This is a genomic window from Kitasatospora sp. NPDC093102 (assembly GCF_040683915.1).
Taxonomy (GTDB): domain Bacteria; phylum Actinomycetota; class Actinomycetes; order Streptomycetales; family Streptomycetaceae; genus Kitasatospora.
The window spans coordinates 635,164-658,967 of the sequence record NZ_JBFBFA010000001.1 but is presented as its reverse complement, the minus strand read 5'-3'; the positions used below and the strand labels follow the sequence as shown (position 1 = coordinate 658,967).

Here is a 23,804-nt window from a genome sequence, read left to right as displayed (position 1 = left end):
TTCTGCCCCATACCGCTCGCCCTGAGGTCTCGGTCCGGCCACGAATGGTGGGCGCCCTGGCGGCCCACTACGCGCGTAGATATGCTGCTCTGGTGACTATGTCCACTGTTGCAGCCAATGCCCTCGGCGTTGCGGGCAGCGGCCTTCAGGACGTTGCGGCGTCCGAGGCCTCGCTCCGCCGGTTCCTGCACGGCCTGCCCGGCGTCGACCAGGTCGGCCTGGAGGCGCGTGCCGCCGCTCTCGGTACCCGCTCGATCAAGACCACGGCGAAGGCGTACGCCATCGACCTGGCGATCTCGATGATCGACCTGACCACGCTGGAGGGCGCGGACACGGTCGGCAAGGTGCGCGCGCTGTGCGCCAAGGGCAGGACCCCCGACCCGACCGACCCGACCACCCCCCGCGTCGCCGCCATCTGCGTCTATCCGGACATGGTCGCCACCGCGAAGGCCGCCCTGAAGGGCACCGACATCCAGGTCGCCTCGGTGGCCACCGCCTTCCCGGCCGGCCGCGCCGCCCTCCCGGTCAAGCTCGCCGACACCGCCGACGCGGTGGCCGCGGGCGCCGACGAGATCGACATGGTGATCGACCGCGGTGCCTTCCTCTCCGGCCGCTACCTCGACGTCTTCAACGAGATCGTCGCGGTCAAGGAGGCGTGCAAGCGCGCCGACGGCAGCTACGCCCACCTCAAGGTGATCTTCGAGACCGGCGAGCTCCAGACCTACGACAACGTCCGCCGGGTCTCCTGGCTGGCGATGCTGGCCGGCGCCGACTTCATCAAGACCTCCACCGGCAAGGTCGCCGTCAACGCGACCCCGCCGGTCACCCTGCTGATGCTGGAAGCGGTCCGCGACTTCCGCGCGGCGACCGGCGTCCAGGTCGGCGTCAAGCCCGCCGGCGGCATCCGCACCACCAAGGACGCCATGAAGTACCTGGTGATGGTCAACGAGACCCTCGGCGACGACTGGCTGACCCCGCACTGGTTCCGCTTCGGCGCCTCCAGCCTGCTCAACGACCTGCTGATGCAGCGCCAGAAGCTGGCCACCGGCCGCTACTCCGGCCCCGACTACGTGACGGTGGACTGATCACCATGGCCAAGAAGAAGAACACCGAGGAGCCCGCGGCCAAGCCCGCCGGCGGCCTCTTCGCCTACGCCCCGGCCCCGGAGTCCCCGGCCGCCGCGGGCGACATCGCCACCTCCTACGGCCACTTCATCGGCGGCGAGTTCGTCGACTCCTCCGGCAACGAGGCCCTGAAGACGGTCAACCCGGCCACCGAGCAGGTGCTCGCCGAGTTCGCCCAGGGCACCGAGGAGGACGTGGACCGCGCGGTCGCCGCCGCCCGCAAGGCCTTCGCCGACTGGTCGGCGCTGCCCGGCAGCGAGCGCGCCAAGTACCTGTTCCGGATCGCCCGGATCATCCAGGAGCGCAGCCGCGAGCTGGCCGTGCTGGAGTCGATCGACAACGGCAAGCCGATCCGCGAGACCCGTGACGTCGACCTGCCGCTGGTCGCCGCGCACTTCTTCTACTACGCGGGCTGGGCGGACAAGCTGGACTACGCCGGCTTCGGCCCGAACCCGAAGCCGCTGGGCGTGGCCGGCCAGGTCATCCCGTGGAACTTCCCGCTGCTGATGCTGGCGTGGAAGATCGCGCCCGCCCTGGCAACCGGCAATACGGTCGTCCTGAAGCCGGCCGAGACCACCCCGCTGACCGCGCTGCGCTTCGCCGAGATCTGCCGCCAGGCCGGTCTGCCGAAGGGCGTCGTCAACATCGTCACCGGTGACGGCCGCACCGGCGCCGCGCTGACCGCGCACCCGGACGTCAACAAGGTCGCCTTCACCGGCTCCACCCCGGTCGGCCGCGCCATCGCCAAGCAGCTGGCCGGCACCCGCAAGAAGCTCTCACTGGAGCTGGGCGGCAAGGCCGCGAACATCGTCTTCGACGACGCGCCGATCGACCAGGCGGTCGAGGGCATCGTCAACGGCATCTTCTTCAACCAGGGCCACGTCTGCTGCGCGGGCTCGCGCCTGCTGGTCCAGGAGTCCGTCCAGGACGAGCTGCTGGACGCCCTGAAGCGCCGGATGGCCACCCTGCGGGTCGGCGACCCGCTGGACAAGAACACCGACATCGGCGCCATCAACTCGGCCGAGCAGCTGGCCCGGATCACCGCGCTGACCGAGGCCGGCGAGGCCGAGGGCGCGGAGCGCTGGTCGCCGGCGTGCGAACTCCCGGGCACCGGCTTCTGGTTCAAGCCGACCCTGTTCACCGGTGTGAGCCAGGCCCACCGGATCGCCCAGGAGGAGATCTTCGGCCCGGTCCTGTCGGTGCTGACCTTCCGCACCCCCGCCGAGGCGGTCGAGAAGGCCAACAACACCCCGTACGGCCTCTCCGCCGGCATCTGGACGGAGAAGGGCTCTCGCATCCTCTGGATGGCCGACAGGCTCAGGGCCGGCGTGGTCTGGGCCAACACCTTCAACAAGTTCGACCCGGCCTCGCCGTTCGGCGGTTACAAGGAGTCGGGTTACGGCCGCGAGGGTGGCCGCCACGGTCTGGAGGCCTACCTCGATGTCTGATGTCGCGACGCGTCTTGACGTCTTCAAGACCTACAAGCTGTACGTCGGCGGGAAGTTCCCGCGCTCCGAGAGCGGGCGGGTGTACGAAGTGACCGACTCGAAGGGCGAGTGGCTCGCCAACGCCCCGCTGGGCACCCGCAAGGACACCCGCGACGCCGTCGTGGCCGCCCGCAAGGCGGTCAAGGGCTGGGCCGGCACCACCGCGTACAACCGCGGCCAGGTGCTGTACCGGGTCGCCGAGATGCTCCAGGGCCGGCGCGAGCAGTTCGCCGCCGAGGTGGCCGTCTCCGAGGGCATCGGCCCGAAGAAGGCCGCCGCGCTGGTGGACGCCGCGATCGACCGCTGGGTCTGGTACGCGGGCTGGACCGACAAGGTCGCCCAGATCGCGGGCGGCGCCAACCCGGTCGCCGGGCCGTACTTCAACCTCTCCACCCCGGAGCCGACCGGCGTGGTCGGGATCGTCGCCCCGCAGGCCGGGTACGGGCACTCGCTGCTCGGCCTGGTCTCGGTGATCGCCCCGGCGATCGCCACCGGGAACACGGTCGTGGTCGCGGCCGCCGCGGACGCCCCGCTGCCCGCGCTGTCGCTGGGCGAGGTGCTGGCCACCTCGGACGTCCCGGGCGGCGTGGTCAACATCATCTCGGGCAACACCGCGGACATCGCCCCGACCCTGGCCTCGCACCAGGACGTCAACGCGCTGGACCTCACCGGGGCCATCGCCGCCGACGGCCCCGGCGCGGCGCAGGCGCTCGAAGCGGCCGCCGCGGATACCCTGAAGAGGGTGGTCCGTCCGGTGCTGGACCCGTTCGCCCAGGACTGGACCAATGCGCCCGGTACGAACCGGCTACTCTCGTTCCTGGAGACGAAGACGGTCTGGCACCCGAAGGGGATCTGACCTCCGCCGCTCCGAGCAACAACTCCACAGACTGGCCGTCCCCAGTGCCCTCACCCCCCCCAGGGCCCGGACGGTCATCGGACGGACCCGCGCCTCTCCCCCCCTGGCGCGGGTCCGTCGCCCTTCCGGCGACTTTCGTCGCCGCCCGGGCCGACTTTCGGGGCTCCCGGCCCGTGTGCGTCCTGACCAGAATCGCCGGTACGGGAACGGCCGAGGGGGCGCAATGGAAGAGCTGGGCGAGCTGATGGCACTCGTCACGGACGGCGTGCTGCGCCGGTGGCAGGTGGCCCGGGCCCGGCGCCGGCTGGCCGCCGGGAAGGCGGTGCGGCTGCCCTGCTCGGCCCGGTCCGACCGGCCGGGCCGACGACCCGGCTACGTCAACGGGAAGCTGGGGATCACCCCCGGAGCCGCCACCGCGTGCTTCCGCGCGCGCGGCGCCGAGCCGCTCGAACTGCCCGTCGGGGGCACCTTCCACGAGCCCGAGCCCGACACCTGGCACGACCAGGACTGGGCCGCCACCGCGTACCGGCCGCCCGGCACCGGGGAGCCGGTGTACCTCCAGGTGGACAGCCGCTGCCTGCCGATGCTCCGGGCCGCCCTCGCCGGCCCGCCGCCGCAGAAGGTCTGAACCGACCGGTTTCGGCAACCGGCCGGGATGCGTCAGACTGGTGTCCCGTGAGTGACTCCCCCATGAACCCCGCACCGACCGGGCATGCCCGGGTGATCCTGCTCTCCGGGCCCTCCGGGTCGGGGAAGTCCTCGCTGGCCGAGCGCAGCGGCCTGCCGGTGCTCCAGCTCGACGACTTCTACAAGGACGGGGACGACCCGACCCTGCCGCGACTGCCGGACGGCGCCGTCGACTGGGACTCCCCGCTGGCCTGGCACCGCGACCAGGCCGTCGCCGCGATCCGCGCCCTGCACGAGCACGGCCGCGCGGACGTGCCGGTGTACTCGATCCCGGACAACGGCCGGGTCGGCACCCGCGGCCTGGAGCTGAGCGGGGCGGGCGCGTTCATAGCGGAGGGCATCTTCGCCGCCGAGATCACCGCCGAGTGCGCCGACCAGGGTCTGCTCGGCGATGCCCTGTGCCTGCGCAACGGCGCATTCACCACGGCCTGGCGCCGGCTGCGCCGGGACGTCCGGGAGAGCCGCAAGTCGCTGCCGGTGCTGCTGCGCCGGGGCCTGCGGCTGATGCGGGCCGAACGGTCCATCGTCGGACGGCAGGTCGCGCTCGGCTCGTACGCGTGCGCCGGGCCCGAGGCCGAGCGGCGGATCCGCGCCACGGCCCGGACCACCGAGCTCTCCGCCGTCTGAGACCGCCGCCCGGACCCGCGGTCCGAAACCGCGGTCCGGACCTGTCGTCCGGACCCCAGGGCACGACGAAGGCCCGGTGCGTCTCCCCCGCACCGGGCCCTTCGCCTTCCCCGAACGGTCCTCGGCTCCCCCACGGGCATGCTCCCCCGAGCCGCTGCCCCCGGACCGTGACCGTCCGCTTCCCGTCCCCCGACGGGAGTCCTCGTCAGGCGACCAGCTCGCCGAACGCCCGGACGGTGTCACCCGACTTGTTCAGGTGCTCGTCCTCGCGCAGCCGGCGCAGGGCGCGCCAGATGCTGCTCTTGACCGTACCGACGCTGATCCCCAGCACGTCGGCGATCTCCGGGTCGGTCTTGCCCTCGTAGTACCGCAGCACCAGCATGGTGCGCTGGTTCTCCGGCAGCTTCGCCAGCGCCTGCCAGAGCACGGTGCGCAGCTCGGTGCCGCCCATCGCGTCGGTGTCGCCGGCCGTCTCCGGCAGCTCCTCGGTCGGGTACTCGTTGACCTTGCGGCGCCGCCAGGCGGAGATGTGCAGGTTGGTCATGGTGCGGCGGAGGTACCCGCCGACCGCGGCCTTGTCGGTGATCCGGCCCCAGGCCCGGTAGGTGCTGAAGAGCGCGCTCTGCAGCAGGTCCTCGGCCTCGTAGCGGTCACCGGTCAGGTGGTAGGCCGTGGCGTACAGGGAGGCGCGGCGCTCGCGCACGTACGCGGTGAACTCCGTGATGTGGTCCTCCGCGACGGCCGGGTGCTCCCCCTGCGCGCCTCCCTGCCCGGCCTCGGTGGTGCGGGCCGCGGCGGGGTTCAGCCGCAGCAGCGTCGCACCGGCGGCCTCGCGACCGGCCGGTTCCCCCGAACCGACCGTCCGCAGACCGTTCCCCCCGGTCCCCCGGTTGTTCCCCGGGGCGTCCTTGCCCTCGACGCGGACGGGGAGGATCCCCCGCAGCGTGAGGGTGTTGGCGGAGTCGGTCGAACTCCCCAGCCGACCGATCCCGTACAGCTCCCCCGTCCTGCCGCCGCCGCTCACCCGACGGGCGCCAGGGTTTCCACCGGTGCTGTGCGCGCACCCCCGCACGGTCACGGCACCGGAGTTCTCGTCGGTCCTGACCTCGTACCGGGTCCGGTGGGACGTGGCTGACGAACGCGCGGTGCGGACAGCCGGGTTGGTCCGGGTCTGAAGCATGGCGTTCATCGTGCGCCCCCTGGGTCGGTACGAGCGGTTCCGGTGGCCGCCCTTCAGCCGGCCTTGCGGCCCGCTGTCCTGCGGCGACATGGAAAATCCTGCCCGCCGGTTGTGATGGCGCTGTCCGCCGACTGTCACAGGGGTGTCACAGGAGCGGGCCGAATGTCCCGGTCCGCCTCCCTCCGTACCGGACGCCGGTGGCACCGGTTCCGGTTCCCGAGGGGACGGTGAGCGATCCGGGGGGTGATTCGGAGCTGCGGGTGGGCCAAAATGGGGCCGTGCCTTTCCTCCTACTGATCGAGGACGACGACGCCATCCGGACCGGCCTCGAACTCGCCCTCACCCGCCAGGGCCACCGCGTGGCCACCGCCGCCTCCGGCGAGGACGGTCTGAGGCTCTTCAAGGAGCAGCGGCCCGACCTGATCGTGCTGGACGTGATGCTGCCCGGGATCGACGGCTTCGAGGTGTGCCGCCGGATCCGCCGCACCGACCAGCTGCCGATCATCCTGCTGACCGCACGCTCGGACGACATCGACGTGGTGGTCGGCCTGGAGTCCGGCGCGGACGACTACGTGGTGAAGCCTGTGCAGCCACGCGTGCTGGACGCCAGGATCCGGGCGGTGCTGCGGCGCGGCGAGCGGGAGAGCTCGGACTCCTCGGCCTACGGCAGCGTGGTGATCGACCGCGCGGCGATGACCGTCACCAAGGACGGACAGGACCTCCAGCTGACCCCCACCGAGCTGCGGCTGCTGCTGGAACTCAGCCGGCGCCCCGGCCAGGCGCTCTCCCGCCAGCAGCTGCTGCGGCTGGTCTGGGAGCACGACTACCTCGGTGACTCCCGCCTGGTGGACGCGTGCGTGCAGCGGCTGCGGGCCAAGGTCGAGGACGTGCCGTCCGCGCCGACGCTGATCCGCACCGTCCGCGGGGTGGGCTACCGGCTGGACCCGCCGGCCTGACTTCACGCCGCTCGGCCGCCGGCCCCTCCCCCGACCTCTGAACTCCCGTACGACGACAGGCTCTTGTGACTGACCATCAGACGACTGCCCGGCGGTTCTCGACGGGCCGGTGGCGTCGGCTGCGCTCCCTGCGGGTGCGGCTGATCGCGGTGTTCGCGGCCGTCGCGCTGCTCGCCGCCGTCTCGGCCTCCGGCATCGCGTACTGGCTGAACCGCGACGCGGTGCTCAAGCGCGCCCAGGACACCGCGCTGAACGACTTCCGGCTCTCGCTCACCCGCAACGTCTCCGAGCTGCCGCTGAACGCGAGCTGCCCGGAGCTGGCCACGCTGGCGTCCAACGTGGCCAGCTCCGGTCTGACGTACGACGTGGTGGTGGTCGACCAGGCGCACCCGGAGTGCACGGCCTCCTCCGACCCGGCGCACTTCACGCTGGCCGACGTCCCCACCGCGCTGCAGTCCACCGTCGCCAAGCCGCGCGAGGTCAGCGAGAGCAACCCGTACCCGTACCACCTGTACTGGCAGCGGCAGAACCTGGAGGGGCGGCCGTTCGTGATCGGCGGTACCAAGGTGGTGCCGAACGGCCCGACGGCGTACATGTTCAAGTCGCTGGAGAACGAGCGGGCCGACCTCAACACGCTGGGCTGGTCGCTGGCCATCGCCACGCTGCTCGCGCTGATCGGCTCGGCGCTGCTCGCCCAGGCCGCCTCGGCGACGGTGCTGCGGCCGGTCAAGCGGCTCGGGGACGCCGCCCGGCGGCTCGGCCAGGGGCACCTGGACACCCGGCTGGAGGTCGAGGGCTCGGACGAACTCGCCGACCTGGCGCGGACCTTCAACCGGGCCGCGGAGTCGCTGCACGAGCAGGTCGAGGAGCTGAGCGCGCGCGAGGCGCAGAGCCGGCGGTTCGTCGCCGACATGTCGCACGAGCTGCGCACCCCGCTGACCGCGATGACCGCCGTGACGGACATCCTGGAGGACGAGGCCGAGTCGCTGGACCCGATGATCGAGCCGGCCGTCCGGCTCGTGGTCAGCGAGACCCGGCGGCTGTCCGACCTGGTGGAGAACCTGATGGAGGTGACCCGCTTCGACGCCGGCACCGCCAAGCTGGTCGCCGACGAGGTGGACGTCGCCGACCTGATCATGTCCTGCATCGACGGGCGGGCCTGGTACGACGCGGTCGAGCTGGACGCCCCGCGCGGCATCCTCGCCGTGGTCGACCCGCGCCGGCTCGACGTGGTCTTCGCCAACCTGATCGGCAACGCGCTGAAGCACGGCGGCTCACCGGTGCGGGTGAAGGTCCGGCAGGACGGGAAGTCCGTCGTGGTCGAGGTCTCCGACAGCGGCCCCGGCATCCCGGAGGACGTGCTGCCGCACGTCTTCGACCGCTTCTACAAGGCGGACCGGGGCCGGGCGCGCTCGGAGGGCAGCGGCCTCGGCCTGTCGATCGCCATGGCCAACGCACAGATACACGGGGGGACGATCACGGCGGCGAACGGGGAGGTCGGCGCGGTGTTCACCCTGACCCTGCCGCTGACCCCGCCACCTCCGCCGTCCGAGGGCGAGGCCGAGGGCGGCCCCGCCGGCGACGCCGCCGAGGACAAGGACGCCACGTGACCGCCCGCGCCAACACCGCTGCCACCCGCACCGCCCTGCGCCGAGGCGCCGGCGTGCTGCTGCTGCTCGCACTGGCCTCCGGCTGCGGCATCCGGCCGACCGCCGTACCGGTCGACGCCGGCGCGCCCGCGAGCCGGACGGCCTGCCCGACCACCCCGCACATACCGGCGGCCCTGGCCACCCCTCCGGGCCCGACCGCGACCCCGGCCCGCGGCGCCAAGGCGGTCGCGAGCCCGAGTCCCTCGCCCACCCCGGTGGCGCCGGGCAGCCCGCCGCCGGACAACGTGTTCGGCGCGGTACCGACGGCCTCGCCCTGCAAGTAGCCGCCGGGGAGGGGTGAGGGGGGCGCGTTCTGGAATGTTCACGCCCGGTGTGGAACCGACGTGCCGTCGACGCACGTCCTTCCCCCCGTGCAGCGAGATGGCACCAGGACACGCCACGAGCGTTCCGGCGCGGGGACCGAGAGCAGCCCGGCGGCGGCCGTCCACCGTCCCCTCCGGTTGGCCGGGCTGGCGGGCCTCACCGGCCACCTGGCACTGGTGCTCTGGCTGGTGCTGAGACCACTGCCGGTGGCCTGGGTGTACGACGCCAACCTGACGCCGCTCGCCTCGCTCCGCTCCTCCACCGGCTGGCAGGTGCTCGGCGAACTCCTGCTGCTGGCCCCGCTCGGAGTCCTGCTGCCGCTGGCCGGCGGTCGGCTCCGGGCCCCGTGGCTGCCATCCTTCCTGCGCACCACCGGCGTCTCCGCGCTGCTGGCGACCGCGCTGGAGTTCCTCTCCTCCTGGGCGCCCGGGCACATCCTCAACGTGGACCACATCCTGCTCGCCGTGATCGGCGTGGCCGTCGCCCACCTCGCGCTCGTGCCCGGTCTGCGGCACCTGCTGCGGGACCGGCGGCCGCGGGCGCCCCGGATGGCGGTGCTCTCCGTGCCGCCGGTGGCCGCCGTCACCTCGGTCTCAGCCGTCACCTCGGTCGCGGTCGTGGCCCCGGTCGCGGCCGTCGCGCCCGCCGCCCACCGGCGCGCCTACGCCGAGCCGACGCCGCCGGCCGGCTGAGCCGGGCCCGGGGCCCGGACCACCCGGCCGCCGACCTCGACCAGTCCGCCCGGGCGCGGCCCGGCCAGCAGCTGCGAGCCCCGGCCCTGGGTGACGGTCAGCGCCCGGCCGAGGCGCGCGGCCAGCAGCAGGGCGGCCGCACCGGTCGCCTCGTCCTCGTCGATCCCGTCGCCCCTCCCGGGGAAGGCCCTGGCCCGTACGGTGCCGGCCGCCTCGTCCTGCCAGGCCCAGGCGTAGACCCACTCCCCCGGCGGCGGCACCTCCAGCGCCTCCACCTCGGCCGCCGAACCGTACTGCCGCAGCGTGCGCCCCGGGGCCCACTCGGGCCGGGCCTCGATCCGGGTCAGCCCGTCCTCGTGCCGCACGGCCACCTCGCCGGCGGCCGTGACCAGCCGGTCCACCCCGAGCAGCCAGGCGGCACCCACGCACGGGTGGCCGGCGAACGGCAGGCGCACCGACGGGGTGTAGATGTCGATCTCCCCGCGCCCCGGGTCGTCGACGAACACCGTCTCGCTGAAGCCGAGTTCGCGCGCGATCCGCTGCCGGTCCGCACGCTCCGGCACGGCGGCGCCGTCGCGCACCACGCCGAGTCCGTTCCCGTGGCTCCCGTCGGGCCCGCAGAAGACCCGCAGCACCTCGAATTCCGTCATTTCCCACCTCGTCGACTGCCGCTCCGACACAGCACGATGACACCGTGACACAAAGGCAGCGACGGCTGCCGGCCGCCCCCGGCACTGTGCCCCCTCGTCCCCGAACGGTGCCACTCCGAGGTGTTCGTCCTGCCGGTGCCGGTGATCACCGCCTCGGTGAAGGCACCCGTCGAACGCAGCAACGCCAAGAAGCCGCCGCGCAGCCGGCCGCCCCGTTCGACCCCAACGCCCCGCAGGCGCCGTTCAACCCCAACGCCCCGCAGTCGCCGTACGCCCCGCAGTCGGGCGCCTCGTCGTACCAGCCGGGCGTCCCGCCCCAGCCGGTGGCGGACAATCCGTACGCGCAGCCGCAGCCGCCGCACAACCCGGCCGGCTGACCACGCCGCAGCCTCGGCACGAACACCGGGAGGCCCGTCCGTCACCGCTGTGCAGCGGTGACGGACGGGCCTCCGGCGTTTCCGGGTCAGTTCCCGCTGCCGCCCCGCACGCGGTGGCGGCGCCGCGCCACCACCAGGGTGCCGACACCCATGGCGATCGCGGTCACCCCGGTGATCGCCATCGGCTCAGCGGCCGTGCCGCCACCGGTGGAGGCCAGCCGGGTGCCGGCGGCCGGAGCCGCGGCGGCGACCGCCGACGGGCTGCCCGCCGCCGGGCTCGGGGCCGTCGGCGCGGCCGCCGCCGGGACGACCGCGGCGGTGGCCGGCTCCGGCGCGTCCGGGTCCGGGCCGGGGTCCGGGAAGGCCGGACCGGGTGCGACGGTGGCGCCCGTCGCGGTCACGGTGATGAAGTCGACCGCCGGGCCGGCCGCCTCGGCCGCGCTCTCGCCCGGCTCCGGCAGGGTGCCCGAGACGGGGACCAGGGACTCGAACAGGACCGGCGCGTCCTTGGTGAAGGCCAGCCGGAGGTCGACGGCGCGGCTCTCGCCCTTCGCCAGTGCGATGACATCGGCGTTCCGGTCCCCGGTCCGCAGCTCGTAGGAGAGCCGTTTCGGGTGCTTCGAGCTGCCGTCCGGGGCGGCCTCCCGCCACTGTCCGTCAGCGGTACGGAACTCGAACTTTACGGTGTCCGAGGGGAGTTCGGCCGCCCCCTGGAACACGACCGCGGGCACGACCCGCAGGTCCCTGCCGCTCCGGTTGGCGAGGACCAGCTTGAACGGCTTCGCCTCCGCGCCCACCGCGAAGGAGGTGGGCACGCCGTCGAACCCGACCTCCGCGGTGGCCGCCGGGGTGGTCGGCACAGTGGTCGGCGCCGCCGCCGGGGCGATGACCAGGTCCTGGTAACCACTGCCCGCGGAGGTGGTGCGCCGCTCGGGCGGCAGGGCCGGGTCCGAGACCACGGAGTTGAAGCCCGGCGTCACCCGCCCGGCCGGGGCGTCGGCGGTGACGGTGAGCCGCAGCCGGTAGGTGGCCTCGGCGCCGGCCGCCAGCGACAGCACGGCGGGCTGGTCGAGCACCCAGAGGGCGCCGGTGTCCGCGGCGTTCGCCCTGGCGTCCTGCCACTGGGCGGTGCCGGGCGACCGGTACTCCAGCCTGAAGTGGCCCTGCCTGGTACCGGCACCGGTGTCCGCGATGACGAGGGCCGAGGACGGGACGTCCAGCCGATGGTCGGCGGTGTTCCTGAGTGTCGCGGCGAACTCCACCGGCGCGCCGCCCGCCTCGACCGTGCCGGGAAGGCCGCTGAAGGTGATCTCGACCGGCGAGGTGCGGGCCTGGGCGCCCGGGGCCGCCGCGACGGCCTCCGGTGCGGCGAAGGCTGCCGGGGCCCCGGCGACGGCCAGGCCGGAGGCCAGTGTGACGGCGGCGGTCGCGGTCAGGAATCTGCGATGCCGAATGCGCAATTCAACCTCACGAGAGAATGCGGGACGGAACCCGTCAGGACGTGAAATCGCTTGCACGAGAGGTTGTTTCACACCAATGTCGGGCTGTTCGTCCGCCCCCCGGCCGACCGCGATCGGCAGCATCCTACCGAGCCGCCTCCGGGCGTCCGGACAGGCCCTGCCGGACGCCCGGCCTCGGGTCCTCAGGGTCACCCTGAGGGCGACCCCGACATCCGGCTACGACTACCCGGTGACCCTTCGGGGCCGAGAATCACCTGCCGGACGGAGGACCCGGAGCCGCCCACGGCGGAGTATGGAAACAGCCCGCCGGACCGGCCGGACCGGGCCGCCACCACACGGAGCTGATCATGAGTGCGCGCCTCGTCCGTCCCCGCCACGACCGCGTCATCGCCGGCGTCTGCGCCGGGATCGCCGAACGCTTCGGCCTGACCCCGTGGACCGTCCGGCTGATCTTCCTGCTCTCCTGCCTGCTGCCCGGTCCCCAGTTCCTGCTCTACCTGGCCCTCTGGCTGCTGCTCCCCCAGGAGCCGTGAGCCGGGCGGCCCAGCGGACGGCGACGGGCCGCCCGCCCCGGAGATCCCGGGGTGGGCGGCCCGTCGCCGTGCGGTGGGCTCCGGCTCAGCCGGTCAGGCCGGGGAGGCCCGGGAGAACGCCGGTCAGCCCGCCGATCGGGGTCTTGTCCAGACCCGGGATGGTCGGGACGGCGGCACGCTGCTGGGTGATGCCGGCCAGCGGGGTGTCACCGGCGGGGACGGCCTTGCCGACGGTCGGGGCGAGGGTGCCCAGCGTGCTGGTGACCTTGTCGGCGGCGGGCAGCTTGGCGGCGGTGTCGGCGACCGCACCGGTCACCGCGGGGTTCGTCAACGCGCCGGTGGGCAGCCCGAGGCCGCCGGCCGCCTGGCCGTCGGCCGCGGAGGCGGTACCGGCGCCGACCGCCGCGATGGCGATGCCGAGCGCCGCGGTGCCGGCGGCCTTGAGAGCCTGCTTCATGGTTGGTCCTCTTCGGGTCCTCGTCGGTGGCCGACTTCACGCACGGAACCGGCGGACGGGCGACCGCCGCCGCGGCGTGTCGGCATGACGGGCACACCGTAGTGAGTCGGTCCCGCGGGAGCCAAAGAGCGTTCACTCACCCGAGTGAGTAGTCGGATGAACGCCAACTCCTTTGCAGGAACGTGGCGTTCATCCGACCGCAGGGCCCGGCCGCGCTGCCCCGGCGGCTCAGTTGGAACCGGCACCCACGCTGAACAGCCACTCCGCCTTCAGCTCGGCGTAGCCCGGCTTGATCACGTCGTTGATCATCGCCAGCCGCTCGTCGAAGGGCAGGAACGCGGACTTCATCGCGTTCACCGTGAACCACTCCAGGTCGCCCAGGGTATAGCCGAAGGCCTCCACCACGTGGCCGAACTCCCGGCTCATGCTGGTGCCGCTCATCAGCCGGTTGTCGGTGTTCACGGTGACCCGGAACTTCAGTCGGCTGAGCAGCCCGATCGGGTGCTCGGCGTACGAGGAGGCGGCGCCGGTCTGGATGTTGGAGGTCGGGCACATCTCCAGCGGGATGCGCTTGTCGCGCACGTACGCGGCCAGCCGGCCGAGCTCGACCGCGCCGTCCTCGCCCACCGTGATGTCGTCGACGATCCGCACGCCGTGGCCGAGCCGGTCGGCGCCGCAGCACTGCAGGGCCTCCCAGATCGACGGCAGGCCGAAGGCCTCGCCCGCGTGGATGGTGAAGTGGTTGTTCTCGCCCTTGAGGTAGTCGAAGGCGGCCTGGTGGCGGGTGGGCGGGTAGCCGGCCTCGGCACCGGCGATGTCGAAGCCGACCACGCCCCGGTCCCGGTAGCGGTTGGCCAGTTCGGCGATCTCGGTGGAGCGGGCGGCGTGCCGCATCGCGGTCAGCAGGGTGCCGACCCGGATCCGGTGGCCGACCTCGCGGGCGTTGGCCTCGCCGAGACGGAAGCCCTCCTGGACGGCTTCGACGACCTCGTCCAGGCTCAGCCCGGCCTCCAGGTGCTGCTCGGGCGCGTAGCGGACCTCGGCGTACACGACGCCGTCGGCGGCCAGGTCCTCGGCGCAGTCCGCGGCGACCTTGATCAGCGCGTCACGGGTCTGCATCACGGCGCAGGTGTGCGCGAAGGTCTCCAGGTAGCGGACCAGCGAGCCGGAGTCGGCGGCCTCGCGGAACCACTCGCCGAGCTCCTTGGGGTCGGTGGTGGGCAGGCCCTGGTAGCCGCAGGCGGCGGCCAGCTCGACCACGGTCTCCGGGCGCAGCCCGCCGTCCAGGTGGTCGTGCAGGAGGACCTTCGGCGCGCGGCGGATCTGGTCGGAGGTGGGGATGCGCGGGCCGGTGCCCGCGGTGGTGACGGGGATCTGCTGTTCCATTGCGGAAATATAGCCCCTACGCGCGTAGACCGACCACTGCGAACACCGCCGGATGGTCCAAACTCCATCCGGAATTCCACCGCCCGGTCCATACGATCCACCAAAGCGTCAGTCGGCCGGAGCGGCACCGTCAGTCGTGCTGCAACAACCGCCCGCGCCGGGAGAGCACGAAGTCCCGGAACGCCTCCGCCGGCGGGGCCAGCGGCCGCCCGGCCGCCCACGCCAGCCCGATCGCCCGCCGGGTGCGCGGCGACGTCACCTCCAGCTCCACCACACCCGGCCGCGGCACCAGCGCCGGCGGCAGCAGCGCCACCCCGAGCCCCGCCGCCACCAGCCCGCGCAGCGTCTCCGCCTCCTCCCCCTCGAACGCCAGCCGGGGGACGAACCCGGCCTGCGCGCAGAAGCCGTCCGTGATGACGCGCAGCCCGTACCCCCGCTCCAGCCCGACGAACGGTTCCTCCGCCACTTCGGCCAGCCGGATCCGCCGCCGCCCGGCCAGCCGGTGGTCCGCCGGGACGACCAGGTGCAGCCGCTGCTCGTCCAGCGGGCGGGCGGCGAACGCCGGGTCGTCCGGCAGCGGCGCGACCAGGCAGAGGTCCAGCTCCCCGGCCCGCAGCCGCTCCAGCATCGCCGCACCGTAGTCCTGCACCAGCTGGAACCGCACCCGCGGGTGCGCCGCGCGGAAACCGCGCAGCAGCGCCGGCACCGCGTCCGGCCCCATGGTGTGCAGGAAGCCGAAGGCCACCAGTCCCACCGCCGGGTCCGCCTCCGCCCGGGCCGCTGCCGCGCCGCGCTCGACCTCGGCCAGCGCCCGCTCCACCGAGGCCAGCAGCAGCCGGCCCGCCCTGGTCAGCCGGACGGTCCGGCCCTGACGGGCCAGCAGGTCCACCCCCAGCTCCTCCTCCAGCCGGGCCACCGCGCGCGACAGCGTCGGCTGCGGCACCCCGAGCAGCGCGGCCGCCTGGGTCACGTGCTCCAGCCGGGCCACCGCCGCGAACTGGGCCAGCCGGGGCGCCAGCAGCACGGCCGGCTCCTCCGGCCCCAACTCGGCCGCCCGGTACCGCTGCTCGCCACCGTCCACCTGTTCCGGACCGGACATCGCGCCACCACCTCGACTCATACGCCAGTGCATCGATCATCCATGCTTCATGCATTGGACGCATCAACGACGGCGGGCCTACGGTCGATGTCATGCAGCCCGCCGATACCAGGGCATCCGTGACCTCCCCGGATGCCCCCGCCACCGTCCCCTCCGCCGCCGCGGACGACCGCCACCGCCCCGGCCAGCGCGCCTTCCGCCGCGCCAACCTCGCCCTGTTCGCCGCCGGGGTCGCGACCTTCGTCCTGCTCTACTCCACCCAGGGCCTGCTGCCGATCCTCTCGGCCGACCTCGGCCTCACCCCCGGCCAGGCCAGCTGGACGGCCTCCGCCGCCACCCTCGGCCTCGCCCTCGGGCTGCTCCCGGCCAGCGCGCTCTCCGACAGGTACGGCCGCACCGCGGTGATGACGGTCTCCACCCTCGCCGCCTCCGCACTCGCCCTCGCACTGCCCTTCGCGCCGGACCTCACCGCCCTCGTCGCCCTGCGGGTCCTCCAGGGCGCCGCCCTCGCCGGACTCCCGGCCACCGCCATGGCCTACCTCGCCGAGGAGGTCCACCCCAGCGCGCTGCCCTCCGCGATGGGCCTGTACGTGGCCGGCAACAGCATCGGCGGAATGGGCGGGCGGCTGCTCTCCGGCTGGACCGCCGCCGGGCTCGGCTGGCGCTGGGGGCTCGCCGCCTCCGCCGTCCTCGCCCTGCTCGCCACGCTCGCCTTCCGGCTGCTGATCCCCGCCGCCCGGCACTTCACCCCGGCCCCGGTGGACGCCCGCGCGCTCGCCCGGACCGTCGGACGGCACCTGCGCAACCCGCTGCTGGTGCGGCTGTACGCGCTCGGGATGCTGTTCATGGCGGTGTTCGGCGCGGTCTACAACACCGTCGGCTACCGGCTGATCGCCGCGCCGTTCCACCTGCCGGAGTCGATCGCCGCCTCGATCTTCGTGGTCTACCTGGTCGGCACCGGCACCTCCGCCGTGGCCGGCCGGCTCTCCGGCCGCCTCGGCCGGCGCGGCGCCCTCTACGTCTCCATCGGCGTGACCGCGGCCGGCCTGCTGCTCTCCCTCGCCGAGTCCCTGGTCTGCGCCCTGCTCGGCCTGGTCCTGATCACCGCCGGCTTCTTCGCCGGCCACGCCACCGCCTCCTCCTCGGTCGGCCGCACCGCCACCGAGGGCCGCGCCCAGGCCTCCGCCCTGTACCTGATCGCCTACTACCTCGGCAACAGCCTCGGCGGCACCCTCGGTGCCGACGCCTACCACGCCACCGGCTGGCCCGGCGCCGCCACCGTCGGCCTCACCGCCATGGCCCTCGCCGCCGCCGTCACCCTCTACGCCACCCGCCGGGCCCACGCCGCCCGGCGCCCGGGGCAGCTGGGCAGACTTTCCGCCAGGTAGACTTTCCTCATGGCAGACCTCAAGCGCCGCCGTCGCCCCCACCTGGTGTCCACGCCCGTGCGGAAGAAGGGCGTGGTCACCATTCCGCAGGAGATAAGAGAGCAGCTGGACCTCCAGGAGGGCGACCAGCTGGTGGTCGCGGTGGAGGACGGCCGCATCGTCCTGACTCCGGCCTCGGTCATCCCGGACGACCAGGCGTGGTTCTGGAGCGGCTCCTGGCAGGAGAAGGAGCAGGAGGTCGACGAGGCGATCGCCGCAGGCGAGCGGGGCGAGGTGTTCCAGGACGGGGACGCCTTCCTCCAGTCGCTCGCCGACGAGGCCGGCCTCGACCTTGGGGAGATCAAGCGCCGTGCCGACGCATGAGTCACTGGCTCACTTCCTGCACGACTGGAAGGGCCTGACCGCCGCGCAGAAGGCCGCATTCCTGGTCGCGGTGGCCCAGTTCGTCGCCGACCTCCGAGCCGGAAAGGGCTTCCGTCGGGGCCTGCGGGTGAAGAAGATGCAGGGCCACCCGGACATCTGGGAGATGAGCTGGGCCCCGGACGGCCGGGCGACCTTCAGTTACGGAACCCCGGTCCAGGACCACGAGCCGCACATCGTCTGGCGCCGGATCGGCACCCACGACATCGTCGGCCGCCCCTGACCGGCGAAAACGCCGGGCCGCCCGCCGGTGCACCGGTGGGCGGCCCGTTTCACGACCGCGCTCAGGCGATGCGGTCCAGCACGATCGGGTTCGGGGTGAACGCCGTGCCCGCCGGGGCGACCTCGATGCCGCCCGCCAGGGCCTCGATGGCGTAGTCGAAGCGCTCCGGGGTGTCGGTGTGCAGGGTCAGCAGGGGCTGGCCGGCCACCACGGTGTCGCCGGGCTTGGCGTGCATCTCGACGCCGGCGCCGGCCTGCACCGGGTCCTCCTTGCGGGCGCGGCCGGCGCCCAGGCGCCAGGCGCAGACGCCGATCGCGTAGGCGTCCAGCGCGGTGAGCACGCCGGAGGCGGGCGCCGGGATGACGTGCTGCTCGCGGGCGACCGGGAGCGGGGCGTCGACGTCGCCGCCCTGGGCGGCGATCATGCGGCGCCAGTGGTCCATCGCGGAGCCGTCGCGCAGCGCGTCCGCCGGGTCCTTGCCCTGCACGCCGGCCGCGGCGAGCATCTCGCGGGCGAGCGCGAGGGTCAGCTCCACGACGTCGGCCGGGCCGCCGCCGGCGAGCACCTCCAGGGACTCCCGGACCTCCAGCGCGTTGCCCGCGGTGAGGCCGAGCGGGGTGGACATGTCGGTGAGCAGGGCGACGGTGTTGACCCCGGCGGTGGTGCCCAGGCCGACCATGGTGCGGGCGAGCTCGCGGGCGTCGTCCAGGTTCTTCATGAACGCCCCGGAGCCGACCTTGACGTCCAGGACCAGCGCGCCGGTGCCCTCGGCGATCTTCTTCGACATGATCGAGGAAGCGATCAGCGGGATGGCCTCGACGGTGCCGGTGACGTCGCGCAGCGCGTACAGCTTCTTGTCGGCCGGCGCGAGGCCGTCGCCCGCCGCGCAGATCACCGCGCCGGCGCCGCGCAGCACGTCCATCATCTCCTCGTTGGAGAGCAGGGCGCGCCAGCCGGGGATGGACTCCAGCTTGTCCAGGGTGCCGCCGGTGTGGCCGAGGCCGCGGCCGGACAGCTGCGGGACGGCGGCGCCGCAGGCGGCGACCAGCGGGGCGAGCGGCAGGGTGATCTTGTCGCCGACGCCGCCGGTGGAGTGCTTGTCGCTGGTGGGCAGCGGCAGCGAGGAGAAGTCCATCCGGACGCCGGAGCGGATCATGGCGTCGGTCCAGCGGCTGATCTCGCGCGGCTGCATCCCGTTCAGCAGGATCGCCATCGCCAGCGCGGACATCTGCTCGTCGGCGACCTCGCCGCGGGTGTAGGCGTCGATGACCCAGTCGATCTGAGCGTCGCTCAGCTCTCCGCGATCGCGCTTGGTCCTGATGACGGAGATGGCGTCCATGCGTGCTCCAAGAGGGGTTTCAAAAGCGAAGAGTGTCGCGAGATGACCGGGTTCCGGCCCACTCGCGACACTCTACGCGCGTAACAAACAGAGAGGCTAGAGCCGCTCCGGCCCGAACGCGTCGGGCAGGACCTCGCTCATCGGCTTCACGCCCGAGGCCAGTTCGATCAGCAGCCCCGGCCCACCGTGCTCGTACAGCAGCTGGCGGCAGCGCCCGCACGGCATCAGCAGTTCGCCGGCGCCGTCCACGCAGGTGAAGGCGACCAGCCGGCCGCCGCCGGAGGCGTGCAGCGCGGACACCAGCCCGCACTCGGCGCACAGCCCCAGCCCGTACGAGGCGTTCTCGACGTTGCAGCCGGTGACCACCCGGCCGTCGTCCACCAGCGCGGCCGCGCCGACCGGGAACCTGCTGTACGGCGCGTACGCGTGGCCCATCGCCTCGCGCGCCGCCGCGCGCAGCAGCTCCCAGTCGATCGCGGACGGCGCCGGAGACGCGGGGGCGGTCACTTGCCCTGGCCCTTGCGGTAGATCTGGCCGTCCGCCTTCGGCATCCGCAGTCGTTGCGAGGCCAGCGAGAGCACCACCAGGGTGATCACGTACGGCGTGGCGACGATCAGCGGGCGCTGCACCTCGTCGGTGAACGCGTACCAGCAGAGCAGGCCCGCGGCCGCCGCGACGGTGAGCGCCGTCGAGACGTACTTGCGGCGGTACAGGTGCCACAGCGCGAGCAGGATCAGCGCGATGCCGACGATCAGGATCAGCACGTGCACCGACTCGGGGTCGCGCAGCTGGAGGCTGTCGGTGAAGCCGAACAGGCCGGCGCCCATGGCGAGGCCGCCGGGCATCCAGTTGCCGAAGATCATCGCCGCGAGGCCGATGAAGCCGCGGCCCGCCGTCTGGCCGTCCTTGTAGAAGTGCGCCGCGACCAGCGAGAGGTACGCACCGCCGAGGCCCGCGAAGGCACCGGAGGCGACGACCGCGAGGTACTTGTACTTGTAGACGTTGACGCCCAGCGACTCGGCGGCGGTGGGATTCTCACCGCAGGAGCGCAGCCGCAGGCCGAACACCGTGCGCCAGAGCGCGAAGTAGCTGACCACGATCAGCGCGGCGGCGAGGAGCACGACCACCGAGATGTTGGTGACCAGGCCGCCGAGCACGCCCGCGACGTCCGAGACGAAGAACCAGTGGTGGCTCTCGATGCTCTTCAGCCCGGAGGACAGACCGGGGACGGTGATGTACGGCAGCGGGTCCGCCGGCGGGGACTGGTTCTGGCCGGCACCGACCGAGACGTAGTCCTTGTAGTAGATCCGGTTGACGTACGCGCAGATGCCGGGGATCAGCAGGTTGATGCCGACGCCGGAGACGATGTGGTCGACGCCGAAGGTGACGGTGACGAGTGCGTGCAGCAGACCGCCGAGCGCGCCGCCGGCCATCCCGGCCAGCAGGCCGACCCACGGGTTGACGAGGTAGCCCGCCCAGGCGCCGCAGAAGGTGCCGGCGACCATCATGCCTTCGAGGCCGATGTTGACCACGCCGGCCCGCTCGGACCAGAGACCGCCCAGACCGGCCATGCCGATCGGCACGGCAGCGCCGAGCGCGGCGGTGATCTGTCCGGAGGAGGTCAGCGAGTGGTTGCCGGTGGCCATGCCCACGGCGGAGAACAGCACCAGGGCGCCCGCGATCAGCAGGAGCACCACCGGCCAGGACAGCTTGCGCTTCTTCGCGGGCGCGCCCGACGCCTTCGGACGGGCAGCGGTGGCCGTGCTCATGCCCACACCTCGCTTCGCTCGGCGCGTGCTTCGCACGACACGCTGTGCTTGATGGATCGCTCGCTTCGCTCGCTCACGAGGCCACCTCCTTCTTCTCAGCGGCCGCGGCGGTCTGGGCGGCGAGCTCGGCGCCGACCCGCTTCTGCTGGCGGGTCAGACCGTAGCGGCGCACCAGCTCGTACGCGACGACGACGCAGATGACGATGGTGCCCTTCATGACGTCGACGATCTCGAAGGGGAACTCGCCGTTCAGGGGCAGCGGCAGCACCGAGCCGGCGGCGTCCAGGAAGGCGAACAGCAGCGCCGCGAAGGCGATGCCGATCGGGCTGTTCCGGCCGAGCAGGGCGATCGAGATGCCCAGGAAGCCCAGGCCGGGCTGGAAGGTCTGGCCGAAGTAGTACGAGTTCTGCAGCAGTTCGGGCAGACCGATCAGTCCGGCGATCGCACCGGAGACGACCATCGAGACGACGACCATCTTCTTGACGTTCACGCCGGAGGCCGTCGCGGCGCTCTCCGAGCGGCCGGTGGCGCGCAGGTCGAAGCCGAAGCGGGTGCGGGTCAGCACGAACTGGAAGACCACGCCGACCACGACGGCGACGACCAGGAAGCCCCAGAGCTGCCCGCCGTCCGTCTCGATCGAGAAGAAGCGGCTGGACTGCGAGACCGGGTTGGTCTGGATCGAGTTGCTGGTGCTGCTGACCTTGGGCGCGAAGATCCCGGGGACGAGCAGCACACCGACGATCGCGGTCGCGATCGAGTTCAGCATGATGGTCGAGATGACCTCGCTGACGCCGCGGTAGACCTTCAGCAGACCGGCGATGCTCGCGTACAGGCCGCCGACCAGCATCGCGGTGATGAGCAGTAGCGGGATCTGGATGAACGCCGGCAGGTCCAGCTGGCCGCCGACGAAGGCCGCGAACAGCGCCGCGACCTTGTACTGGCCCTCGACGCCGATGTTGAACAGGTTCATCCGGAACCCGAACGCGGCGGCCGCGGCGGCCAGGTAGTAGGTGGTGGTCCGGTTGAGGATTCTCACCTGGCCGTCCGACTTGGTGGCGTACGTGATCATCACGTTCCACGCGTCGAACGGGTTCTTGCCCGAGGTGGCCAGCAGGACGGAGCAGATCGCGACGGACAGCACGATCGCGAGCACCGGCGCGGCCAGCGCGAGCGTGATCCGCTCGCCGCTGAACCGCTGCGCCAGGCCGGGCTTCGCCGCGGCGGGGTTGGGACTGGTCATGGGTTACTCCCCCGCCTGCGGGTCGTCGGCGGTGTCGGTGGGCTGGTGCCCGGCCTCGGCCGCGGCCTCGGTGCCCTCGGCCGCGACGGCCTGCGCCTCGGCGACGGCCTCCGGCTCGGACTCGATGTGGCCGCTGGCGGCGCCGGTCATCGCGGTGCCCAGGTCCTCGGCGGTCACGGTGGCCGGGTCGGCGTCGGCGACCAGGCGGCCGCGGTAGATGACCCGGATGGTGTCGGAGAGGCCGATCAGCTCGTCCAGGTCGGCGGAGATCAGCAGGACGGCCAGGCCCTCGCGCTGGGCGGAGCGGATGTGCTCCCAGATCTGCGCCTGCGCGCCGACGTCCACGCCGCGGGTGGGGTGGGCGGCGATCAGCAGCTTGGGCTGGTGGCTCATCTCGCGGCCGATGATCAGCTTCTGCTGGTTGCCGCCGGAGAGCGAGGCCGCGGTGACCTCGATGCCGGGGGTGCGGACGTCGTACTCCTCGACGATCCGCCAGGTGTCCCCGCGGGCGGCGGACGGGTCGAGCAGCACGCCCCTGGAGTTGGGCGCCTCGGTGACGTGACCGAGGATCCGGTTCTCCCAGAGCGGGGCCTCCAGCAGCAGGCCGTGCCGGTGGCGGTCCTCGGGGATGTAGCCGATGCCGGCCTCGCGGCGGGCCCGGGTCCGGGCGCCGGAGAGGTCCTTGCCGTCCAGGGTGACGGTGCCGGCGTTCAGCGGCAGCATGCCCATGATGGCCTCGACCAGTTCGGCCTGGCCGTTGCCCTCGACACCGGCGATGCCGAGGATCTCGCCCTTGTGGATGCGCAGCGAGATGTCGTCCAGGACGACGCGCTCGATGCCCTCGGCGTCGGTCTTGGCGATCCGCAGACCGTCGACGTCGAGCATCACCGTGTCGGTGACGGTCGACTCGCGGCTCTCCGGGGAGGGCAGCTCGGCACCGACCATCAGCTCGGCCAGCTGACGGGCCGTGACGGCCTTCGGGTCGGCGTCGCCGACCGTGGTGCCGCGCCGGATGACGCTGATCGCGTCGGCCACCGCGAGCACCTCGTGCAGCTTGTGCGAGATGAAGATGACGGTGACGCCCTCGGACTTGAGATCCCGCAGGTTGTCGAACAGCGCGTCGACCTCCTGCGGGACGAGCACGGCCGTGGGCTCGTCGAGGATCAGGATCTTGGCGCCGCGGTACAGCACCTTGAGGATCTCGACGCGCTGGCGGTCGGCGACGCCGAGATCCTCGACCAGGGCGTCCGGGCGCACGCCCAGGCCGTACTGGTCGGAGATCTCCTTGATCTTCGCCTTCGCCTTGGCGCCGATGCCGTGGATCTTCTCGCCGCCGAGGACGACGTTCTCCCACACCGTGAGGTTGTCGGCGAGCATGAAGTGCTGGTGCACCATGCCGACGCCGCGGGAGATGGCGTCGCCGGGAGTGTTGAACTCGCACAGCTCGCCGTTGATCGCGATGGTGCCCTCGTCCGGCTTCTGCATGCCGTAGAGGATCTTCATCAGCGTCGACTTGCCGGCGCCGTTCTCACCCATCAGGGCGTGCACGGTTCCGGTCTGGACGGTGAGGTTGATGTCGTGGTTGGCCACGACACCCGGGAAGCGCTTGGTGATGCCGCGCAGTTCGACGGCCGGTGTCGCCGTCCCCGCGCTGGGGGTTCCGTCCTTGCGCAGGGGGACGGGGTCGGATGCGGTGATGGCGATCTCCTGGTGGTCTGGAGGCGCGTCGTTGCGCTCGGAGGGCCAAGGGGGAACGTGGGGACGGAACGGGGCCCGGGGGTACGCGTTGAGCGCACCCTGCCGGGCCCCTCCCGTGAACTGTGTCGTCACATCGCACTGCCGGACAGCCGGCAGGCGCTGCGGCGTCCCGGACGCGCGGTC

General features: G+C 72.8%; 24 protein-coding genes. 13 read left to right on the top strand and 11 right to left on the bottom strand.

What is annotated here, in order from left to right; genetic code table 11:
- Positions 1–98 precede the first annotated feature (98 nt).
- From deoC to AB0O11_RS03065, 5 genes are all read left to right on the top strand, one after another.
- A complete protein-coding gene (gene deoC / locus AB0O11_RS03085; protein ID WP_363381139.1) occupies positions 99–1,085 on the top strand; it encodes a deoxyribose-phosphate aldolase in 987 nt (328 codons plus the stop codon).
- 5 nt (positions 1,086–1,090) lie between these two features.
- Positions 1,091–2,572, top strand: coding sequence for an aldehyde dehydrogenase family protein (locus AB0O11_RS03080; RefSeq protein WP_363381138.1), 1,482 nt, complete (start codon positions 1,091–1,093; stop codon positions 2,570–2,572).
- Entirely contained in the window at positions 2,565–3,467 is a 903-nt protein-coding gene (locus tag AB0O11_RS03075) for an aldehyde dehydrogenase family protein (RefSeq protein WP_363381137.1), read from the top strand. Before AB0O11_RS03080 ends, AB0O11_RS03075 begins: the two co-directional genes overlap by 8 nt.
- Before the next feature lie 223 nt (positions 3,468–3,690).
- On the top strand, positions 3,691–4,095 hold the full coding sequence (locus AB0O11_RS03070; protein WP_363381134.1) for a hypothetical protein: 405 nt from the start codon (positions 3,691–3,693) through the stop codon (positions 4,093–4,095).
- A gap of 62 nt (positions 4,096–4,157) precedes the next feature.
- Positions 4,158–4,781 carry an ATP-binding protein gene (locus AB0O11_RS03065; protein WP_363381268.1) on the top strand — a complete coding sequence of 208 codons (624 nt, stop codon included), beginning with the start codon at positions 4,158–4,160 and terminating at the stop codon, positions 4,779–4,781.
- Positions 4,782–4,986: 205 nt separating this feature from the next.
- Here the strand turns inward: AB0O11_RS03065 and AB0O11_RS03060 are convergent, their stop codons facing one another.
- A complete protein-coding gene (locus tag AB0O11_RS03060) occupies positions 4,987–5,649 on the bottom strand; it encodes a SigE family RNA polymerase sigma factor (protein ID WP_363381267.1) in 663 nt (220 codons plus the stop codon).
- Between the two features lie 590 nt (positions 5,650–6,239).
- Here AB0O11_RS03060 and AB0O11_RS03055 point away from each other — a divergent pair.
- From AB0O11_RS03055 to AB0O11_RS03040, 4 genes are all read left to right on the top strand, one after another.
- Complete coding sequence (locus tag AB0O11_RS03055) at positions 6,240–6,917, top strand: response regulator transcription factor (RefSeq protein WP_030257458.1); 678 nt, start codon at positions 6,240–6,242, stop codon at positions 6,915–6,917.
- A gap of 65 nt (positions 6,918–6,982) precedes the next feature.
- Complete coding sequence (locus tag AB0O11_RS03050; protein WP_363381130.1) at positions 6,983–8,527, top strand: HAMP domain-containing sensor histidine kinase; 1,545 nt, start codon at positions 6,983–6,985, stop codon at positions 8,525–8,527.
- On the top strand, positions 8,524–8,850 hold the full coding sequence (locus AB0O11_RS03045) for a hypothetical protein (protein ID WP_363381128.1): 327 nt from the start codon (positions 8,524–8,526) through the stop codon (positions 8,848–8,850). Before AB0O11_RS03050 ends, AB0O11_RS03045 begins: the two co-directional genes overlap by 4 nt.
- Positions 8,851–8,937: 87 nt before the next feature.
- Entirely contained in the window at positions 8,938–9,582 is a 645-nt protein-coding gene (locus AB0O11_RS03040) for a VanZ family protein (RefSeq protein ID WP_363381126.1), read from the top strand.
- Here AB0O11_RS03040 and AB0O11_RS03035 read toward each other — a convergent pair.
- A complete protein-coding gene (locus tag AB0O11_RS03035) occupies positions 9,552–10,232 on the bottom strand; it encodes a PhzF family phenazine biosynthesis protein (RefSeq protein WP_363381124.1) in 681 nt (226 codons plus the stop codon). The two genes, AB0O11_RS03040 and AB0O11_RS03035, sit on opposite strands and share 31 nt — an antisense overlap.
- 463 nt (positions 10,233–10,695) lie before the next feature.
- Positions 10,696–12,069 carry a hypothetical protein gene (locus AB0O11_RS03030; RefSeq protein ID WP_363381122.1) on the bottom strand — a complete coding sequence of 458 codons (1,374 nt, stop codon included), beginning with the start codon at positions 12,067–12,069 and terminating at the stop codon, positions 10,696–10,698.
- A 347-nt stretch (positions 12,070–12,416) separates the two neighbouring features.
- On the opposite strand from AB0O11_RS03030, the gene AB0O11_RS03025 reads away from it, so the two are divergent.
- Positions 12,417–12,602, top strand: coding sequence for a PspC domain-containing protein (locus tag AB0O11_RS03025; protein ID WP_363381120.1), 186 nt, complete (start codon positions 12,417–12,419; stop codon positions 12,600–12,602).
- A gap of 85 nt (positions 12,603–12,687) precedes the next feature.
- Here AB0O11_RS03025 and AB0O11_RS03020 read toward each other — a convergent pair whose 3' ends face one another.
- The 3 genes from AB0O11_RS03020 to AB0O11_RS03010 form a co-directional block, all read right to left on the bottom strand.
- Positions 12,688–13,059, bottom strand: a complete 372-nt coding sequence (locus AB0O11_RS03020; RefSeq protein ID WP_363381118.1) for an ATP-binding protein — start codon at positions 13,057–13,059, stop codon at positions 12,688–12,690.
- A gap of 228 nt (positions 13,060–13,287) precedes the next feature.
- Positions 13,288–14,445, bottom strand: a complete 1,158-nt coding sequence (locus AB0O11_RS03015) for an adenosine deaminase (RefSeq protein WP_363381116.1) — start codon at positions 14,443–14,445, stop codon at positions 13,288–13,290.
- A gap of 130 nt (positions 14,446–14,575) precedes the next feature.
- Positions 14,576–15,544: a LysR family transcriptional regulator gene (locus AB0O11_RS03010; protein ID WP_363381114.1), complete on the bottom strand. Its 969-nt coding sequence runs from the start codon at positions 15,542–15,544 to the stop codon at positions 14,576–14,578.
- 92 nt (positions 15,545–15,636) lie between these two features.
- Here AB0O11_RS03010 and AB0O11_RS03005 point away from each other — a divergent pair, with 92 nt between their 5' ends.
- From AB0O11_RS03005 to AB0O11_RS02995, 3 genes are read left to right on the top strand one after another with little or no spacing between them, the layout of a single operon-like run.
- The gene (locus AB0O11_RS03005) at positions 15,637–16,932 is read left to right on the top strand and encodes an MFS transporter (protein ID WP_363381112.1); all 1,296 of its coding nucleotides are present in this window, start codon (positions 15,637–15,639) and stop codon (positions 16,930–16,932) included.
- 9 nt (positions 16,933–16,941) lie between these two features.
- Entirely contained in the window at positions 16,942–17,295 is a 354-nt protein-coding gene (locus AB0O11_RS03000) for an AbrB/MazE/SpoVT family DNA-binding domain-containing protein (protein ID WP_363381110.1), read from the top strand.
- Positions 17,282–17,575, top strand: coding sequence for a hypothetical protein (locus AB0O11_RS02995; protein WP_363381108.1), 294 nt, complete (start codon positions 17,282–17,284; stop codon positions 17,573–17,575). The genes AB0O11_RS03000 and AB0O11_RS02995 overlap by 14 nt, the downstream gene beginning before the upstream one ends.
- Before the next feature lie 61 nt (positions 17,576–17,636).
- On the opposite strand, the gene AB0O11_RS02990 is transcribed toward AB0O11_RS02995, so the two are convergent.
- The 5 genes from AB0O11_RS02990 to AB0O11_RS02970 form a co-directional block, all read right to left on the bottom strand.
- The gene (locus tag AB0O11_RS02990) at positions 17,637–18,914 is read right to left on the bottom strand and encodes a thymidine phosphorylase (RefSeq protein ID WP_363381106.1); all 1,278 of its coding nucleotides are present in this window, start codon (positions 18,912–18,914) and stop codon (positions 17,637–17,639) included.
- Between the two features lie 96 nt (positions 18,915–19,010).
- The gene (locus tag AB0O11_RS02985; protein ID WP_363381104.1) at positions 19,011–19,421 is read right to left on the bottom strand and encodes a cytidine deaminase; all 411 of its coding nucleotides are present in this window, start codon (positions 19,419–19,421) and stop codon (positions 19,011–19,013) included.
- On the bottom strand, positions 19,418–20,683 hold the full coding sequence (locus tag AB0O11_RS02980) for an ABC transporter permease (protein WP_363381102.1): 1,266 nt from the start codon (positions 20,681–20,683) through the stop codon (positions 19,418–19,420). Before AB0O11_RS02980 ends, AB0O11_RS02985 begins: the two co-directional genes overlap by 4 nt.
- A gap of 73 nt (positions 20,684–20,756) precedes the next feature.
- Positions 20,757–21,923: an ABC transporter permease gene (locus tag AB0O11_RS02975; protein ID WP_363381100.1), complete on the bottom strand. Its 1,167-nt coding sequence runs from the start codon at positions 21,921–21,923 to the stop codon at positions 20,757–20,759.
- A gap of 3 nt (positions 21,924–21,926) precedes the next feature.
- Positions 21,927–23,597 carry an ABC transporter ATP-binding protein gene (locus AB0O11_RS02970; RefSeq protein ID WP_363381266.1) on the bottom strand — a complete coding sequence of 557 codons (1,671 nt, stop codon included), beginning with the start codon at positions 23,595–23,597 and terminating at the stop codon, positions 21,927–21,929.
- Positions 23,598–23,804: the final 207 nt, after the last annotated feature.

What these genes read in the sequence shown, in the direction of transcription:
- AB0O11_RS03070 (WP_363381134.1), top strand. Translation starts at nt 3,691, where the DNA reads ATGGAAGAGCTGGGCGAGCTGATGGCACTCGTCACGGACGGCGTGCTG.
- AB0O11_RS03005 (WP_363381112.1), top strand. Translation starts at nt 15,637, where the DNA reads ATGCAGCCCGCCGATACCAGGGCATCCGTGACCTCCCCGGATGCCCCC.
- AB0O11_RS02980 (WP_363381102.1), bottom strand. Translation starts at nt 20,683, where the DNA reads ATGAGCACGGCCACCGCTGCCCGTCCGAAGGCGTCGGGCGCGCCCGCG.
- AB0O11_RS03025 (WP_363381120.1), top strand. Translation starts at nt 12,417, where the DNA reads ATGAGTGCGCGCCTCGTCCGTCCCCGCCACGACCGCGTCATCGCCGGC.
- AB0O11_RS03075 (WP_363381137.1), top strand. Translation starts at nt 2,565, where the DNA reads ATGTCTGATGTCGCGACGCGTCTTGACGTCTTCAAGACCTACAAGCTG.
- AB0O11_RS03015 (WP_363381116.1), bottom strand. Translation starts at nt 14,445, where the DNA reads ATGGAACAGCAGATCCCCGTCACCACCGCGGGCACCGGCCCGCGCATC.
- AB0O11_RS03000 (WP_363381110.1), top strand. Translation starts at nt 16,942, where the DNA reads ATGGCAGACCTCAAGCGCCGCCGTCGCCCCCACCTGGTGTCCACGCCC.
- AB0O11_RS03035 (WP_363381124.1), bottom strand. Translation starts at nt 10,232, where the DNA reads ATGACGGAATTCGAGGTGCTGCGGGTCTTCTGCGGGCCCGACGGGAGC.
- AB0O11_RS03080 (WP_363381138.1), top strand. Translation starts at nt 1,091, where the DNA reads ATGGCCAAGAAGAAGAACACCGAGGAGCCCGCGGCCAAGCCCGCCGGC.
- deoC (WP_363381139.1), top strand. Translation starts at nt 99, where the DNA reads ATGTCCACTGTTGCAGCCAATGCCCTCGGCGTTGCGGGCAGCGGCCTT.
- AB0O11_RS02990 (WP_363381106.1), bottom strand. Translation starts at nt 18,914, where the DNA reads ATGGACGCCATCTCCGTCATCAGGACCAAGCGCGATCGCGGAGAGCTG.
- AB0O11_RS03020 (WP_363381118.1), bottom strand. Translation starts at nt 13,059, where the DNA reads ATGAAGCAGGCTCTCAAGGCCGCCGGCACCGCGGCGCTCGGCATCGCC.
- AB0O11_RS02975 (WP_363381100.1), bottom strand. Translation starts at nt 21,923, where the DNA reads ATGACCAGTCCCAACCCCGCCGCGGCGAAGCCCGGCCTGGCGCAGCGG.
- AB0O11_RS03065 (WP_363381268.1), top strand. Translation starts at nt 4,158, where the DNA reads ATGAACCCCGCACCGACCGGGCATGCCCGGGTGATCCTGCTCTCCGGG.
- AB0O11_RS03010 (WP_363381114.1), bottom strand. Translation starts at nt 15,544, where the DNA reads ATGTCCGGTCCGGAACAGGTGGACGGTGGCGAGCAGCGGTACCGGGCG.